The 14,601-nt window shown below is 41.3% G+C and carries 16 protein-coding genes; 1 reads left to right on the top strand and 15 read right to left on the bottom strand.

Annotated features, from left to right (window positions below):
* Positions 1-19: 19 nt before the first annotated feature.
* The 15 genes from ilvD to CVV21_02170 form a co-directional block, all read right to left on the bottom strand.
* Entirely contained in the window at positions 20-1,699 is a 1,680-nt protein-coding gene (ilvD, locus tag CVV21_02240; GenBank protein PKL92601.1) for a dihydroxy-acid dehydratase, read from the bottom strand.
* A 445-nt stretch (positions 1,700-2,144) separates the two neighbouring features.
* On the bottom strand, positions 2,145-2,609 hold the full coding sequence (locus tag CVV21_02235) for a hypothetical protein (GenBank protein ID PKL92600.1): 465 nt from the start codon (positions 2,607-2,609) through the stop codon (positions 2,145-2,147).
* A 45-nt stretch (positions 2,610-2,654) separates the two neighbouring features.
* Positions 2,655-2,810: a hypothetical protein gene (locus CVV21_02230; GenBank protein PKL92599.1), complete on the bottom strand. Its 156-nt coding sequence runs from the start codon at positions 2,808-2,810 to the stop codon at positions 2,655-2,657.
* A gap of 198 nt (positions 2,811-3,008) precedes the next feature.
* The gene (locus CVV21_02225; protein PKL92598.1) at positions 3,009-3,314 is read right to left on the bottom strand and encodes a transcriptional regulator; all 306 of its coding nucleotides are present in this window, start codon (positions 3,312-3,314) and stop codon (positions 3,009-3,011) included.
* Entirely contained in the window at positions 3,311-3,670 is a 360-nt protein-coding gene (locus CVV21_02220; GenBank protein ID PKL92597.1) for a type II toxin-antitoxin system RelE/ParE family toxin, read from the bottom strand. Before CVV21_02220 ends, CVV21_02225 begins: the two co-directional genes overlap by 4 nt.
* 139 nt (positions 3,671-3,809) lie before the next feature.
* Complete coding sequence (locus CVV21_02215) at positions 3,810-4,871, bottom strand: hypothetical protein (GenBank protein PKL92596.1); 1,062 nt, start codon at positions 4,869-4,871, stop codon at positions 3,810-3,812.
* Positions 4,868-5,203 (bottom strand): hypothetical protein, encoded by a 336-nt coding sequence (locus CVV21_02210; protein ID PKL92595.1) that lies wholly within the window; start codon positions 5,201-5,203, stop codon positions 4,868-4,870. Before CVV21_02210 ends, CVV21_02215 begins: the two co-directional genes overlap by 4 nt.
* Positions 5,204-5,216: 13 nt before the next feature.
* Positions 5,217-5,603, bottom strand: coding sequence for a hypothetical protein (locus CVV21_02205; GenBank protein ID PKL92594.1), 387 nt, complete (start codon positions 5,601-5,603; stop codon positions 5,217-5,219).
* A 16-nt stretch (positions 5,604-5,619) separates the two neighbouring features.
* Entirely contained in the window at positions 5,620-6,573 is a 954-nt protein-coding gene (locus tag CVV21_02200) for an aldo/keto reductase (GenBank protein PKL92593.1), read from the bottom strand.
* A gap of 73 nt (positions 6,574-6,646) precedes the next feature.
* Positions 6,647-7,036 carry a 30S ribosomal protein S9 gene (locus tag CVV21_02195; GenBank protein ID PKL92592.1) on the bottom strand — a complete coding sequence of 130 codons (390 nt, stop codon included), beginning with the start codon at positions 7,034-7,036 and terminating at the stop codon, positions 6,647-6,649.
* Between the two features lie 14 nt (positions 7,037-7,050).
* Positions 7,051-7,476: a 50S ribosomal protein L13 gene (locus CVV21_02190; protein ID PKL92591.1), complete on the bottom strand. Its 426-nt coding sequence runs from the start codon at positions 7,474-7,476 to the stop codon at positions 7,051-7,053.
* Between the two features lie 115 nt (positions 7,477-7,591).
* Positions 7,592-8,092: a nitroreductase family protein gene (locus CVV21_02185; protein PKL92590.1), complete on the bottom strand. Its 501-nt coding sequence runs from the start codon at positions 8,090-8,092 to the stop codon at positions 7,592-7,594.
* Between the two features lie 6 nt (positions 8,093-8,098).
* Positions 8,099-10,693: a hypothetical protein gene (locus tag CVV21_02180; GenBank protein PKL92589.1), complete on the bottom strand. Its 2,595-nt coding sequence runs from the start codon at positions 10,691-10,693 to the stop codon at positions 8,099-8,101.
* Complete coding sequence (locus tag CVV21_02175) at positions 10,690-12,804, bottom strand: beta-galactosidase (protein ID PKL92588.1); 2,115 nt, start codon at positions 12,802-12,804, stop codon at positions 10,690-10,692. The genes CVV21_02180 and CVV21_02175 overlap by 4 nt, the downstream gene beginning before the upstream one ends.
* Positions 12,805-12,829: 25 nt before the next feature.
* Positions 12,830-13,429 (bottom strand): lactate utilization protein, encoded by a 600-nt coding sequence (locus CVV21_02170; protein ID PKL92587.1) that lies wholly within the window; start codon positions 13,427-13,429, stop codon positions 12,830-12,832.
* Between the two features lie 244 nt (positions 13,430-13,673).
* On the opposite strand from CVV21_02170, the gene CVV21_02165 reads away from it, so the two are divergent.
* Positions 13,674-14,423 carry a hypothetical protein gene (locus CVV21_02165; protein ID PKL92586.1) on the top strand — a complete coding sequence of 250 codons (750 nt, stop codon included), beginning with the start codon at positions 13,674-13,676 and terminating at the stop codon, positions 14,421-14,423.
* Positions 14,424-14,601: the final 178 nt, after the last annotated feature.

Here is a 14,601-nt window from a genome sequence, read left to right as displayed (position 1 = left end):
GGCTCCTTGTGTTTATTTTTTAGTCTTTAAAAACCGCGCCGGTTGACGCGGAAGTTACGTTCTTTGAATAACGGTAAAGGACTCCTGTCTTTACTTTCGGTTCGGGGCACGTCCATGCCGCGAACCTTTTATCTATCTCATCCTGAGAAACTTTTAATTCAAGTTTTTTCTCCGGAATATTTATCTCGATTATGTCGCCTTCTTTTACTATCGCAATTACGCCGCCTTCCATCGCTTCAGGCGATACGTGGCCTATTGCGGCTCCGCGTGTTCCGCCTGAAAACCTGCCGTCGGTTAAAAGCGCGACTTCTTTATCCAATCCCATTCCGGCTATTGCCGCGGTGGGCGCAAGCATTTCGCGCATTCCGGGGCCGCCTTTTGGGCCTTCGTACCTTATAACCACTACATCACCGGGCTTGATCTTTTTCCCAAGAATCGCTTTTTGCGCGTCTTCTTCGGACTCAAAAACCCTGGCCCTGGCCTCCCGTTTCATCATCTCCGGAGCAACAGCCGCCTGCTTTACAACAGCGCCGTTGGGAGCTAAATTTCCAAACAGTATGGCAAGTCCGCCTTTTGGCGAATACGCGTTATCCGGCGTCCTTATCACGTTTGGATTTATATTTTCAACATCTTTAATATTGTCTTTTATCTTTTTTCCGGTAACTGTCATAAGGTCAAGGTGCACAAGGTTCTTTTTGGCAAGCTCTTTAATAACTGCCTGCACGCCGCCGGCTTCATAAAGGTCCTGTATGTAATGCTGTCCGCCTGTCGGCAAAAGTGCCGGTGACAATTTGCACAGCGTGGGCGTTTTGTCGCTGATAGAGTTTATCTTTGCCAGCCCGAATTCAAAGCCGGCTTCGTGCGCGATTGCCGGAAGGTGAAGAATTGTATTTGTGGAACCGCCAAGCGCCACGTCAAGCGTGAACGCGTTTTCAAATGCTTTTTCAGTAAGTATGTCGCGCGGCTTAATATCTTTTTCCACCATTTCCATAATCTGCATGCCTGCTGTTTTGGCAAGCCTTATCCTTTCGGAATAAACAGCGGGAATGGTACCGTTGCCGGGCAAACCCAATCCCAGCACTTCTGTCATGCAGTTCATTGTGTTCGCGGTAAACATACCGGAACAGGAACCGCAGGTTGGGCAGCTTACGTTTTCAATGGCTTCAAGTTCTTTCTCTGTTATTTTTCCGTTGGCGCATTCGCCCACAGCTTCAAAACCGCCGGATATAAGATCGTAGTTTTTGCCTTTATACTTGCCGGCAAGCATAGCGCCGCCGCTTATAAAAACGCTTGGTATGTTCAAGCGCGCTGCCGCCATAAGCATTCCCGGAACAACTTTATCGCAGTTTGGTATAAAAACAAGCCCATCAAAAGGATATGCCATTCCCATTATTTCAATGCTGTCAGCAATATATTCGCGTGATACAAGTGAATACTTCATTCCCTGATGTCCCATCGCGATTCCGTCGCACACGCCGATTGCCGGAAATTCCATTGGCGTGCCACCTGCCATTCTTACGCCCGCTTTCACGGCGTCAGCAATTGTACGCAGATGAATATGCCCCGGAATAACTTCATTAAATGAATTCACAACGCCTATTATAGGCCTTTTTAATTCTTCGTCAGTGTATCCGATAGCTTTAAAAAGTGACCTGTGCGGAGCCCGTTCCGGGCCTTTTGTCATCTTATCGCTTCTCATAATAATCCTCCTGTTTTACGTGATATTAACCATTTAACTGTAAAGATAAAACTTAAAAATTATATCAAAAAATGGCACTTGCTTCAACCATAAAACCCTTAAAAAAATAGGGTTTTTTAGCCTTAAAAGTCCGTAAAAATATAGCAAAATAGACCTTTTACGGCGCAAAAATCGTTTTTGATTGGGTTTGTTAAAGTTGGTGCCGGATTTTTGCGCCCAGTTGTCCGTTAAAGGACGACTGTAAGTCGCACTAATCCGACTAGAAGGACCGTGACTGTTAGTAAAAGGGTTGTAGAGGACAGAATGGTTGCGGCGTTAATTTTTGCTATTGCCGCGTGTGCCATTTGTTTCCTCCGTTTTTTTTATTAATAAATTTATACCATTTTATATATCATCTGTCAAATGAAAATATAACACTAAAAATAAAATTTGATTTAAATAATTATCACTTTCCCTTTACCATACCCAGCCTAGATGCCAAACCGCTTTTCCATATCACGCTTTTATGTATTTTCAACTTTAAATGCTCAATATTTTTGAAAGTAATTATATAATATCGGATCCCGAATATGCTATTCCATTCTTTATATTCAATGTGTTGAAGCGGAATACTAAGCTTTTGGTATCCTATCGAAAACAACGGTATTACTTTTAACAATATGTTTTTATCTCTGATCGCAAAATATAACAGTCCGCCATAAAAATAACAATTTTCAGTCCAAGCCTCTATAACTTCAAACCATTTAATATTTTTAATATTTTCGTTTTTCAGACCAAATATAATTGCAATTTCATTCCATCCTGATTTTTTCGAAGATAAATAATTGATGATGCACCACAATATTATAAAAAACAAAATTATCATTATAACTTTCGGACCATCTAAACCTTGGGCATATTCAACTTTCATAGTTCCCATCCTTTCTCAAATTCAAACCGTCTTCTATAATAATATTCATTTCACTTTCCAATATCCACCTTTGTCCCCGCCTATCCTTTTAAGTATTCCTGCTTTTTTCAGCGCTGAAATCTGTTTTTCAACACCACGACTTGTAATACCAAGTATTTCAGAAGCTTGCGCAGCGGACATCTTTGGATTCTTACGAAACATGGCAAGTATTTTCTCCGAACTTTTCTCCGAACTTTTCTCCGAACTTTTCTCCGAACTTTTCTCCGAACTTTTCTCTGAACTTTTTCTCCGAACTTTTTACTGGTACTTTTTCAGTATCTGCAAGCTATTTTTCAGACCTTCAGTTTATTATTATTACATTAATTTTTCCTCATAATTTATACAGTCAGCTGACAATCACTACAACAACTTTAACTTCACATCCGCCCTTACATTTAAAGCAGACGTTATCCGGCTAAGCGTATCAAGTGTGATATTCTGATTTCCCATTTCAATCCTTGATATCTGCTGCTGCGGCATTTTCAGTTTATCGGCAAGTTTTTTCTGTGAAATATGCCTTTTACGCCTTGCTTCATAAAGTTCATGAGCAAGCTGAAGGCGCAGACCTTCGGCTTCATAAGCATCTTTAAACACCTTATTTTTAAGCTTTCGATTCAGTACATTATCAAAAAACTTGTCCTCGTCTGCCAGTTTTATTTTTTTCATATAATCACTTCTCCCTTTTCAATTCTTTCAATAAAATCTTTCATTCTGTTTTCCGCGGTTTCTATATCACCACGGTTTAACTTTTGAGTCTTTTTCTTAAAAGCGTGTAAAAGAACAACACGCTCGCCAAAATTAAAATAATACAATACCCTGAAATTATCCTGTACTGCTTCAACCCTTAATTCATGGATCTTTTCTGTAATCTTTGCCGCATAGGGCCTATGCAGCATATAACCTTGTTCCCGCAGCATCGAAATATTACGGTATATCTTTGCCTGTTCTTTTTCGCCCTGTTCTTCAATAAAATCAAATACAGGCTTCCTGCCTGACCTTGTAAAATAGTATATTACTTTCATCTCTGTCCCTCTATGTTTTATTCAAATCAATTATACATCACATATGATGTGGTGTCAATCCGCCATTATTATACGTTTTTTCTTTTTCTTACCATAATTTTTTCAAAAGACAGCTCTTCAATAAACTTCTTCAGCGCTTTCAGAAATCAAAATTATGCGTAATTATAAATCCATCAGCTGAAGCAATAAACTTAGCTTTTTCAATGTCATTATCAATCATTCCCTGCCCGATTAACCAGCCTGCAAGATATCCAAGCCCTGCCCCGGCGCACCCGGCCGCAATCCCTACAACCAAACCTGAATCATTTCCGCCTGCCGCTGCAATAGCTATACCCGAGCCTGCCAACGCTCCGGCAAACGCGCCAATATAACCCGCTGCCTGAGCCCCCATCTCTGCTCTTGCGATATCCGTTTCAGAATATATCGGACAAGGCCAATCCGGCGGATATTGCAGGGTTTGTGCAGGCAAACCGGTTTTTATCGGCAGATTTGCATTAATCCTATCTGCTTTATTAAATATTTTATCAATTTCCTTTATTGCTACTTTATAAATAAAATCTTTAATCTTTTGACCGGACATCTCTATTCCGTTATATCCTCCATAAGGCGCAACACTATAATCAACCTTAATGTTCTCATTCGCCTGAAAAGTACTTTTGTAAATCATTCCACTGTCTGCGCTGCAGAGATAAACAGAACCTTCCGCAGAAACATTTAGATAAACATCCATAACATTACGGTTTTCTATTTTTATTTCAAACTTATCGACAGTTCCGCCAAGTAAATATTCAGCGCTAAACCCGGCAAGTAATTTACGGATATTTTTTTCTTCAAGCTTTATTCCCTTCATGTGCAGTTCATCAAATCCCGGAAGGCCCGAACTCTTAAAGATAAGCGATTCTGAAGCGGCATCAGAAAAAGCGCCTGCAAAAAGGAGAGAAATCGGTTCAGACGTCCCAACATATATTTCATTGATATCCCGCCTGTCTTCAAAAGGCAAAATTACCGTACGTTTTTTTAAAACCGCCATATTGTTATCTGCGGTAAATCCTGCCATTGGCTTTTTCAATTCCAATTTTTTAATCCGGATTCCATCCCTGTAATAGCGCGATTGATATGTTGCACAACCGGTAAGCATCTGAAGAATAACAATCACGCCCGTCAAAAACAGTATTTTCCTTAAAGTCAAATATATGTTCATTTCTTCTCCACCTTCCTTATTTCCCATACCGTCCCTTTTGCGTCAGGACAATGCACCCTGAATACCCTTCTGTTATCCTCATTCCATGACGGAAACCCAAGTTCCGCGCGCCACAGATACAGCTCCGCGACATGCATAAGCGCGCCGCAAAGCCCGGCAGGTTTTGTATAAGGGTTTTCGTATATAAATGTATCGCCTATTTTGTGTTTACACTCTTCGTACTGCTCCACCATTTTAATCTCAATGGGACAAAGGTCATCCCACACTGCCCTGTAATCCTGATGGTTCTTTATTGATGACATATCTATGTTCAGATCAATTTTTCTTTTCATATCAGCACCTCAACTATATATTTTTTCTTTTCCTTGCCGTAAATTTTTCAGATGACAGTTCTTCAATAAATTTCCTTAATACCTTCTGGCGTCTTAATATATCCTCTTCCTGAACATCCTCTGTTTTTTTCCATAGTTCTATATCACTTCCGGAATCTATTATCCCCTTAACCCTTTCAAAAATCTCTTTATCCAGCGCTTTACATTCCCACTGAAATTTCGCCAGCGCGAACCAGAAGTTATTTAATTCTTCAGGGTTTTCGTAAAGCTCTTTGTATTCCTTTAAAATATTCTCTGTAATATCCTTTACTTCCGCGCCGTCATCATATTTTTCAAAAAAGGCGTCTCTTATTGTTTCATATGTATCATTTGAGGAAATTGCCGTTCCCCACGATGCCATAAACCCTCCTTTTATATCAGCTGTTTAATAAATTTAATTCTTCCCGCGTAAGCGTAATATCCGCAGATACGGCATTTGTCTTTGCCTGTTTGGCGCTGCGCGCCCCGCAGATAGCGCCTGTGACGGCGCTGTTTGAAAGCGTCCATGCCACCGCGATATTGGAGACTTCGCATCCCCTGATAACCGCCATTGGTTTCATCAGTTCAACAAGACGTAATGCTTTTTCTAAATTATCACCCTTGAACATATCATCATTTTTTCTGTGGTCCGTTTCAGCAAACGCCGATACATTATCCTTGTTATACTTGCCTGATAATAGCCCTTTTGCCATCGGGCTATAAACTATAATTCCTATATTGTTTTCTTCACAGAACTTAAAATCCACCGCCGCTTCACGGCGCATTAAACTGTACGGCGGCTGCAGCGATGTTACCGGCGCGATATCCTGCACGCGTTTCATCTGAGCCCCGTTAAAATTTGACACGCCCGCGTATTTTATCTTACCCGCTTTTTTCAAATCACATATCGCTTCCCACGCCTCTTCAATTTTTTCATCGGGCTGCGGCCAGTGTATCTGATAAAGGTCTATGCAATCAATATCAAGCCTTTTTAAACTGTCATCGCACTCTTTTATTACAGATTCTTTATCAAGTACCGCGGACATATCGCCCTTATCATCCCACACCCTTCCGCACTTGGTGAAAATATATAACTTATCTCGTTTGCCCTTAATTGCTTTTCCAAGGACTGTTTCCGCGTGGCCAAGCCCGTACGCGGGCGCGGTATCCACCCAGTTAATTCCGCAGTCAAGCGAAGCGTTAACAGCGTTAATAGTTTCATTGTCATCCTGCGGCCCCCACGCAAACTTCCACCCTTCTCCTCCCGTGGCAAACATACCAAGCCCTATTGTGGATATTTCAAGATTACTTCCGCCAAGTTTTTTATATTTCATATTTTCCCCCGCTCCCATAAATTATAAACAATCTTTAAGTTAAAAAAAAAGCCCGGGCTTTTGACCCGGGCTTTGTATGTTAAAGTTGCGATTAACGTTTGCTGAACTGGAAAGACCTTCTGGCTTTCTTTTTACCGTATTTCTTTCTTTCAACCATTCTGTCATCGCGCATTAAAAATCCGCCCTTTGAAAGAATCGTGTGCGTGTTTTCATCTGTTTTTGAAAGGGCCCTTGCAACGCCCATCCTTATTGCGCCTGCCTGGCCTGTCTGTCCGCCGCCAAGCGTCTTGCAGTTAAGGTCATATTTTCCGGACGCTGTAATTGCTTCCAGCGGTTCCATTAAATGGTCAATATGCGTGCTTCTGTTAAAAAATTCCTTTACGTCTTTTCCGTTAACAGTAACTTTACCTGTTCCGTTTTTTACCCATACTTTAGCTATTGATGTCTTTCTTCTTCCTGTTCCATATAATACTGAAGCCAATTTAAGGTTCCTCCTTATTTAAGTTCTAACGGTTTGATTGAAGTAAACGTGTGCTTTGGTCCTTTAAAAATTCTTAACTTTGTAAGCATATCCTTGCCAAGCTTGGTTTTAGGAAGCATCCCTTTAACCGCTTCTTCAAGAACTTTTTCAGGCCTTCTTGCCATAAGGGATTCAAACGTTTCTTCTTTAAAACCGTTTGGATAACCGCTGTGGCTCTGGTAAACTTTCTTTTCCATCTTCTTTCCTGTAAGAATAAGCTTTTCCACGTTTACAACGATAACAAAATCCCCCGTGTCAACCTGGGGTGTGTAAGTTGCCTTGTGTTTGCCTCTTAATACAGATGCTATCCTTGATGCCATGCGGCCAAGAACCTTACCGTCGGCGTCAACGATGTACCATTTTCTCTGAACCGTTTCCTTTGTTGCGATGAAAGTCTTCATGTAAAAAAAGTCCTCCTAATCAAATAAAAAAAATTCCTTATTCACATACCCTTTAAGGATAAAGAAATATATAACATTAACAAATAATTGTCAACAGTTATTTGTTCCGCTTTTATTATTGGTACTTTTCCCATCTTATTACATCCTGCGCTTTGGGTTTTTCCTTAACAGGAAATTCATCAGGAACACCAATGGCAATACTGCATATAAGCCTGTATCCGGCAGGAACTTCAAGATATTTAAGGACATCATCACTGTAATCTTTCTTATCCCCCGCTATCCAGCACGCACCCAAATTAAGCGCTGCAGCGGCCAGCAGCATGTTTTCGGCTGCGGCACAGCCGTCTTCAAGGTAATATCTGGTGTCTTCGCAGATTATGACAATGGCGGCAGACGCTTCTGTAAGAAAACTGCCGTTATTTCCTATTATTTTTTGAAGGCCGTTAATTCTGTCTTTTTCAGTTAGAATTACAAATTTCCATGGATTCACAGACCGCGCGCTTGGCGCAAGGCAGCCCGCCTGTGCAATTTCAACAAGGGTTTCTTTTTCTATTTTCGCGCCCGCTTTATATTTTCTTATGCTCCGCCTGTTTTTTACAGCTTCAAAAAAATCCATATCATTTCACCTTTTATTTTTTAATAACTTCTTTATGTATCCCAGCTCTTCATTTTTTGACTTTATTTTGCCGTCAAGTTTTGCATCCAATACCTTTTCAAGAAGCCTGCCGTATTCCGGCCCTGTCTTTATTTTCATCTCTTTTAAATCCCTGCCCGATATTTCAAGCTTAATGTTTTTTAAATTATGAATATAGTTTTCTATCCTGTTTTTCACGTAATCACTGTCGCACGCCGCCATAAAGTAATACAGGGTTTCATCCCTGTACCCTTTTAAAAGCGCGTAAATTTCGCTGTTATCCGCGGCTTTTTTATGCAGCCCCTTAAATACTTTGTCCTCGTCTTTTTTTCCGGCTGCCACAGCGTCGCGCCACTCTGTTTTAAACTTTAACTTATCAACCAGCAGCAGAAAATCCTCTTCAGGCATGTTATAGGTAAATATCATAAAATATACCAGCGGTTTTAATTTTTCCGGCACAAACGCCGCGGCTTTCTGCTGCATTTTATCAACCGTCATATCCAGCCTGAATTTTTTCCCAAGCCTTGAAAGTATATTCATGTCATGCATGCGTTTGAAAACCTTGTACGGATTGGCTTCATCAAGCGATATAAACAGTTCATCCTTTATGCGTTCGCCGGGCAGGTTTTCAAAAATGTTGTATTTTAAAGTCTGTTCAATGAACCGCTGCGTGTTTTCTTCTATTTTGAAATTATATCTCTGCTCAAAACGCACGGCCCTTAATATCCTTGTGGGGTCGTCAATAAAACTCATATTATAAAGAGTCCTTATAATGCCGTTATTTAGGTCTTCAAACCCGTTAAAATAATCGGTAAATTTTCCAAAGTACTGCCTGTTAATCTGCACAGCCATGGCATTAATGGTGAAATCCCTTCTGTAAAGGTCGTATCTGATAGGGGTAAATTCTATTTCAGGAAGCGCCGCCGGAAATTCATAAAACTCGGCGCGCGCGCTGGTGACATCTATCCGCCTGCCCTTATCAAGGAAAACCTTGCCCGTTTTAAACCTTTCAAACCCTTTATACGCGCCGCCCATTTTATCCGCCAGAAATCTGGCGAACTGCATACCGTCGCCTTCCACGGTGATATCAATGTCCATATCTTTTTCATTCAAAAAAAGATCCCTTACTATGCCGCCCACAAGATACGCGTTAACGCCCATTTCATCGGCATATTCCCCTATCTTCATGATAAGGCCGTAAGTGTCCTTGTCCAGCTTTTCTTCCATCTTATCTTTCATATTAATATCTTTTTCGTGAAAAATAATCTTCTCTTTTTTTATGGGCTTTTCTTTGTAAAGAAACTCAAAAATATCCGCCCTTGTCAGTATGCCGGTTAATTTTCCGTCTTTTACCACAGGCAGGTGCCCTATATTGTATTTAATCATAATCTGCTGCGCCTTCATAATTGAAAAACTTTCCTCGGCGGTAATTACATTTCCGCTCATGTAGCCGCTTACGGGAATAGAACCAAGGTTGTGAAGGATGCCCTTTTCAATATCTTCTTTTGTTATGAAGCCGATTAACTTATTATCTTTTACTATCGGCAGGCCGTTATTGTTAAAACGGATGCAGATCCTGTAAGCTTCTTCCATGGTAAGTTCCGGAGAAATAGCACGCACCGGAGATGTCATAATATCGCTGACCGTGAACCTATCCTGAACTGTTTCAAGCATGGCTTCATAAACCTTGTCACGTATGCTTTTTATTGCCACGCCTTTTTTAACCGAGATTACAGCCGCGGCAGCGGTTTTATGGCCGCCGCCCTGAAACTGCAGCACCACCCTGCTTATATCTATTTTTTCATCGCTGCTCCTGCCCACCACAAATATCTTGTTGCCCATCTGCACCACCGACACAATGGCGTCCGCTGCGTTCATGCTCATGATATGTGATGTCACGTCGGCAAGCTGCTGCACGTGTTCTGTAAGGCGCGCGTAGGTTAAAAGAATCTTATGCCCGCGCATGTCAAAAACCTGCAGGTTCTTTAGAAGCCTGTCAAAAAGCTTTATCTGAGGCGTTTCAAAGTGTTCTTTTAAGAAGTCCGAAAAAGCCTTCATATTTACATTTTTTTCCATAAGCTTGGCTGCAACGCGCATGTCCGTAGGCGTGGTATTAATACTTGTAAAACTGGACGTATCCGCAAAAATTCCCAGCATAAACAGCATGGCTTCGTCCTGTGAAATTTCAATTCCCTTATTTAATAATTCTTCCACAAAATACGTGGTGCACGCGCCGTATGCTGTTTTTATAATTTTAACATTGCCGCCGCTTATTTTATCTTCGGTCATGTGGTGGTCATAAATAACAGTTTCAATTGATTTTTCTTCAATGATTTTTTTAAGCGCGGGCGAAAGCACGCGCGACATGGCATCCACAATTATTACTTTTTCAACCTTTGAAAAATCAATGTCCTTTTCTTTTAACACCTTAAATTTATGTTTAAAGAAAGTATAAAAACGCCTGACTTCCGGGCCAAAGCTCCACGGCAGGTACATGACAGCACCTTCATTAAGTTTTGACGCCGCCACCATTGACGCAAGCCCGTCAAAATCAAGGTTAAAATGCGAGGTTATAAGTTTCAATTATTGCCTCTTTTATTAGACTTAACAATTTCGTAGCTGTAGGAATTTACCCCAATTACTTTTCCTTTGGAATCATTAAGCGTGATATTCATTGTGTGTCTTCCTAAAATGGCATTTTCCGGGGCTTTAAATAAATTACTTTTTATGTTTGTTACGCCCTGAAAAGGAAAAGTAAGGCTGTCCGGCATTATAGCACCAAGTTTTTGTGTCTCTGAAAAATACTCTTTTTTATCCGGCCCGGTAAGAGTTATTTTTAATACAGTGTCAGTTAAGGTTTTAAGCGTGTCGTTGATTATAAAGACCATGCTCCATAACTGCCCAAACCCTATGTCATCGCCCTGCGCGATTCTTGTGGTAAAAAGGCGAAAGCCCGGCAAAACAGGCTGCATGGATTCCTTAAGCTGATAATAACCTTTTTTGGGATTTCTGTAATAGTCCACCACCGCCCATGTAATAGACGGCCAGCATTCGCAGAACATAAACTGTAAAAGCCCGTTAAGGCTTTTATACCGCTGCAGCCTGAATGTCTCTGTCTGCTCTTTTAAATAATCGGCCTGATACTGCTGTGAATTTTCTATGAATTCCTGAAGCGAATTCCCTTTATTAACCCGCGCGATGTCAAAAGTGGTCTTAAACTGAAAATCGTGGTATTCCCACGCTTCAAAATCCGGCGGCCACATGCCTGCGGCTGCTATTTTTTCCATCTTTTTCATGGTCTCCATGCACGGCAGCGCCTGCGCGCCGTATTCGGTATTAATAAAAGCGTCTTTAAGGCTGTCCAGCGTGGATGATGATGTTATGAAATTACTGTCATAATACCACCCCTGATAAGGGTGCTGCTTAAAATCGGAAGACTGTTCAATGTATCGCACGGAATCTTCTTCACGGGCTTTTCTGTACAGTACAGGGTCAAGCTGTTTTGCGTTTACCGAAGGTTCATTATGGCAGCACCAGATGGCAATGCTTGGCCTGTTGTAATGGAGGTTAATCATATCCTTTATCTGGCGCGAGGCGTTTTCCATAAATTCAGGGGTGGTTTCATAGCTCCACTGCAGCGCGAAATCCTGCCATATCATTATTCCCTGCCTGTCAAATTCACGGTAAAGCTCTTCCCTGTTTACATGGGCGTGCACCCTTATAGTGTTTAAATTTGCCTCTTTCATCATCTTTACATCTTTCTTTATTTTATCCTCTGTGTATTCCGACAGCCACTGCGTGGGAATTATGTTGGAACCGCGCAGGAATATCCTTTTTCCGTTTAAGTACCATAAATTATCCGCGCCTTTTTTAAGTTCTTTAATACCGCTTATGTCAGCGTAAGTATCCTTAATCCCGTTTTCAGCGGCGATGGAATATGAAAAATTATACAAATCAGGGGTTCCAAAATCCCAGGTCCACCACAGGTGCGGCTGTGCAATATCCGTATGCAATAAGAAAGTATTTTTACCGGGATATAAAATGACATCCCTTTTTATGGTTAATGGTTTGCCTTTAAAGGTTTCCGGTTTTATTGTTTTTGCAAGCTTTGCCTTTACCGGTGATTTTAAACTATTTTCTATTATGATTTCGCTTCCAACGTTCCATATCCCGTCATCCTTAAGGCACGGGGTTATCTTAATCCTGCATATCTCTATTTCATCCGTCTCTTCAATATATACATCATTCCATATACCGCCGGTATTCTTGTCCTGTCCGTATTTCTTTGACCAGGACCCCGGCCTTGCGTCATGGTGGTTAAATATGCCTTTAATAAGGTATTTTTCATCCGGCCATTTTTCTTCCGGCTCTTTTGGCGAATTAACTTTTAAGGTTATTTCGTTACTGCCGCTTCTTAAAACAGCTGTCGCGTCAAAATTAAAATGCTGAAAGTAGCCTTCGTGGCTGCCCGCGAATTTGCCATTTATATAAACATCCGCAAAGTAATCAACGCCTTTAAACGCAATCTTATATTTTTTACCGCTCTTTTTTTTAAGGGTAAATTTCCTTGAATACTCCGCCCGGCCGGCAAAATCACAGCCCTGCAAATACCAGTTTGACGGCACTTTTATCTTTCTGTATTGTCCCTGCGCTCTAAAATCCCAAATACCATTAAGGCTTATCTGTTTTTTCATGGCTGCTCCTTAAAGACGGTGCGGATTAATAACCGGTTTCCACGCCGACCAGTATTATTGTAATATCTGTATCATCCGGGCGTTCATAAATTATCGAAGCTACTTTGCACAGTTTATTGGGGTTGTCCATATTAAGCCTTTGCGCGTTTCTTACCGCCACTTCTCCCCTTATCCTTTTAAAAGCATCATCAACGTTTTTAACTATTTTATTTATTCCGGCAACTATGATGACTTTTTTTGGGCCGTATATCATGGCGGATACCCGGTTGCCAAAAGTATCCATATTCACCAGAAAACCATCAAGGGTGATACCGTTTGTGCTTGTAAGATAAGTGTCGGCAAGGCGCACAGCCCTTCTTCTGGCATCCTTTATCTCTTCAATAAAAGTGCCCGGAAGCCAGTGGTGAATCACTTTATTTCCCCTGTTTATCAGCTCTTCTATTATTCCGGTCTCACGCACGCTCTGTGACCCGCCCACTCCCACCACTTCATCTTCGCCTATAAGTTTAAGCATTTCATCTTTGGCAGCTTCCAGATTATCAACCCGGGTTACTTTAAAGTGATTCTTCCTTAAATTCTCTACTACGCTTTCAAGTTTCTTTTCTACATCTTTTAACATTTCCATCACTCCTGTGACCGCAGTATTATCCCCGTTCGGTCAATTCGGGGATAGGCATATTATATCAATTAAAAGGATTTTTACAAGAAGGGATGTTTTTGATAATCAAAATAATATCCTTTAAACCGGTTAAAAATCGCACCTTACAAAATACCTAACGTGCAGATTTGACAAAGTTGAAATATAATTATATACTTTCTCATCAAACAAATTGTTGATTCAATATATGTCTATTAGGGAGGTATTAATAATGAAGAAAATGTTATTGATTGTTTCAATGGTTTTATCTGCAGGTTTGCTTTTCATTTCATGCGATACAGGCGTTAATCCCACTTCCCCATCAAAAGAAGAAATAGGCGCTGTTACAGGGCCGCAGGCAGTCCCGACAGCATGGGCAACAGCCATAGCGGAAAATGGCGATATTCCTGTTAACACCGAATACACCTACACAACAGACCCTACAGACGGCTCTGTTGACTGGGATGTAACCACAATTACCGCCGGCCACATTCAGGGAATCGGCGAGCACGCCGGAGAATTAAAATGGCTGGACATTGACATAGTATTTGAAGCGCCGTATTTTTATACAGCCGAAGGTTATGCCGGATATTACATAGGCCTGCCCATGAACTATGAAGTACGCATTAAAAATACCGGCAACCGTAATTATGAACACCTTGACGTTGCCGCTATTCATGAATATTATGAGTCCGATGAATGCGACAGATGGTGGTACCCTTACCCGCAGAATGTTTCGGTAGCTAAGGGAGAAGCAATGCCCGGCGATTCAATGATGTACTGGAGGGATGTTTCAATAGCAGCCGGAGAAGAACTTGTACTTGAAGGAACCTACACGGCGCCTATGGCAACATGCGACGGCCTTGACCAGATACACCTTATAATTCAGCACACCAACAACGGCGCGGCACACGCCGCCACAATGTATTACAACCCGGAAGCGGCAGTTTACTGCCCTCCTCCGCCTGACGTTAAATACTAAAGTATTAAATCATCTGATATAAATAAAAAAAGCGCGGGAAACCGCGCTTTTTTTATTTATGCAGACAGGCTACATTAGCTGTAAAAATGACAAGATGCTAAATATGGTGGGCGTACCCTCTGGGGCACGGCCGTATGATATTTTTAAAATATGGTGGGCGTACCCTCTGGGGCACGGC

This window comes from Candidatus Goldiibacteriota bacterium HGW-Goldbacteria-1 (assembly GCA_002839855.1).
Classification (GTDB): Bacteria; Oederibacteriota; PGYV01; order PGYV01; family PGYV01; genus PGYV01.
The sequence above is the reverse complement of the archived record's forward strand: the minus strand, read 5'-3'. Positions and strand labels throughout refer to the sequence as shown.

What these genes read in the sequence shown, in the direction of transcription:
- ilvD (PKL92601.1), bottom strand. Translation starts at nt 1,699, where the DNA reads ATGAGAAGCGATAAGATGACAAAAGGCCCGGAACGGGCTCCGCACAGG.
- CVV21_02235 (PKL92600.1), bottom strand. Translation starts at nt 2,609, where the DNA reads ATGAAAGTTGAATATGCCCAAGGTTTAGATGGTCCGAAAGTTATAATG.
- CVV21_02230 (PKL92599.1), bottom strand. Translation starts at nt 2,810, where the DNA reads ATGTTTCGTAAGAATCCAAAGATGTCCGCTGCGCAAGCTTCTGAAATA.
- CVV21_02225 (PKL92598.1), bottom strand. Translation starts at nt 3,314, where the DNA reads ATGAAAAAAATAAAACTGGCAGACGAGGACAAGTTTTTTGATAATGTA.
- CVV21_02220 (PKL92597.1), bottom strand. Translation starts at nt 3,670, where the DNA reads ATGAAAGTAATATACTATTTTACAAGGTCAGGCAGGAAGCCTGTATTT.
- CVV21_02215 (PKL92596.1), bottom strand. Translation starts at nt 4,871, where the DNA reads ATGAACATATATTTGACTTTAAGGAAAATACTGTTTTTGACGGGCGTG.
- CVV21_02210 (PKL92595.1), bottom strand. Translation starts at nt 5,203, where the DNA reads ATGAAAAGAAAAATTGATCTGAACATAGATATGTCATCAATAAAGAAC.
- CVV21_02205 (PKL92594.1), bottom strand. Translation starts at nt 5,603, where the DNA reads ATGGCATCGTGGGGAACGGCAATTTCCTCAAATGATACATATGAAACA.
- CVV21_02200 (PKL92593.1), bottom strand. Translation starts at nt 6,573, where the DNA reads ATGGGAGCGGGGGAAAATATGAAATATAAAAAACTTGGCGGAAGTAAT.
- CVV21_02190 (PKL92591.1), bottom strand. Translation starts at nt 7,476, where the DNA reads ATGAAGACTTTCATCGCAACAAAGGAAACGGTTCAGAGAAAATGGTAC.
- CVV21_02185 (PKL92590.1), bottom strand. Translation starts at nt 8,092, where the DNA reads ATGGATTTTTTTGAAGCTGTAAAAAACAGGCGGAGCATAAGAAAATAT.
- CVV21_02175 (PKL92588.1), bottom strand. Translation starts at nt 12,804, where the DNA reads ATGAAAAAACAGATAAGCCTTAATGGTATTTGGGATTTTAGAGCGCAG.
- CVV21_02170 (PKL92587.1), bottom strand. Translation starts at nt 13,429, where the DNA reads ATGGAAATGTTAAAAGATGTAGAAAAGAAACTTGAAAGCGTAGTAGAG.
- CVV21_02165 (PKL92586.1), top strand. Translation starts at nt 13,674, where the DNA reads ATGAAGAAAATGTTATTGATTGTTTCAATGGTTTTATCTGCAGGTTTG.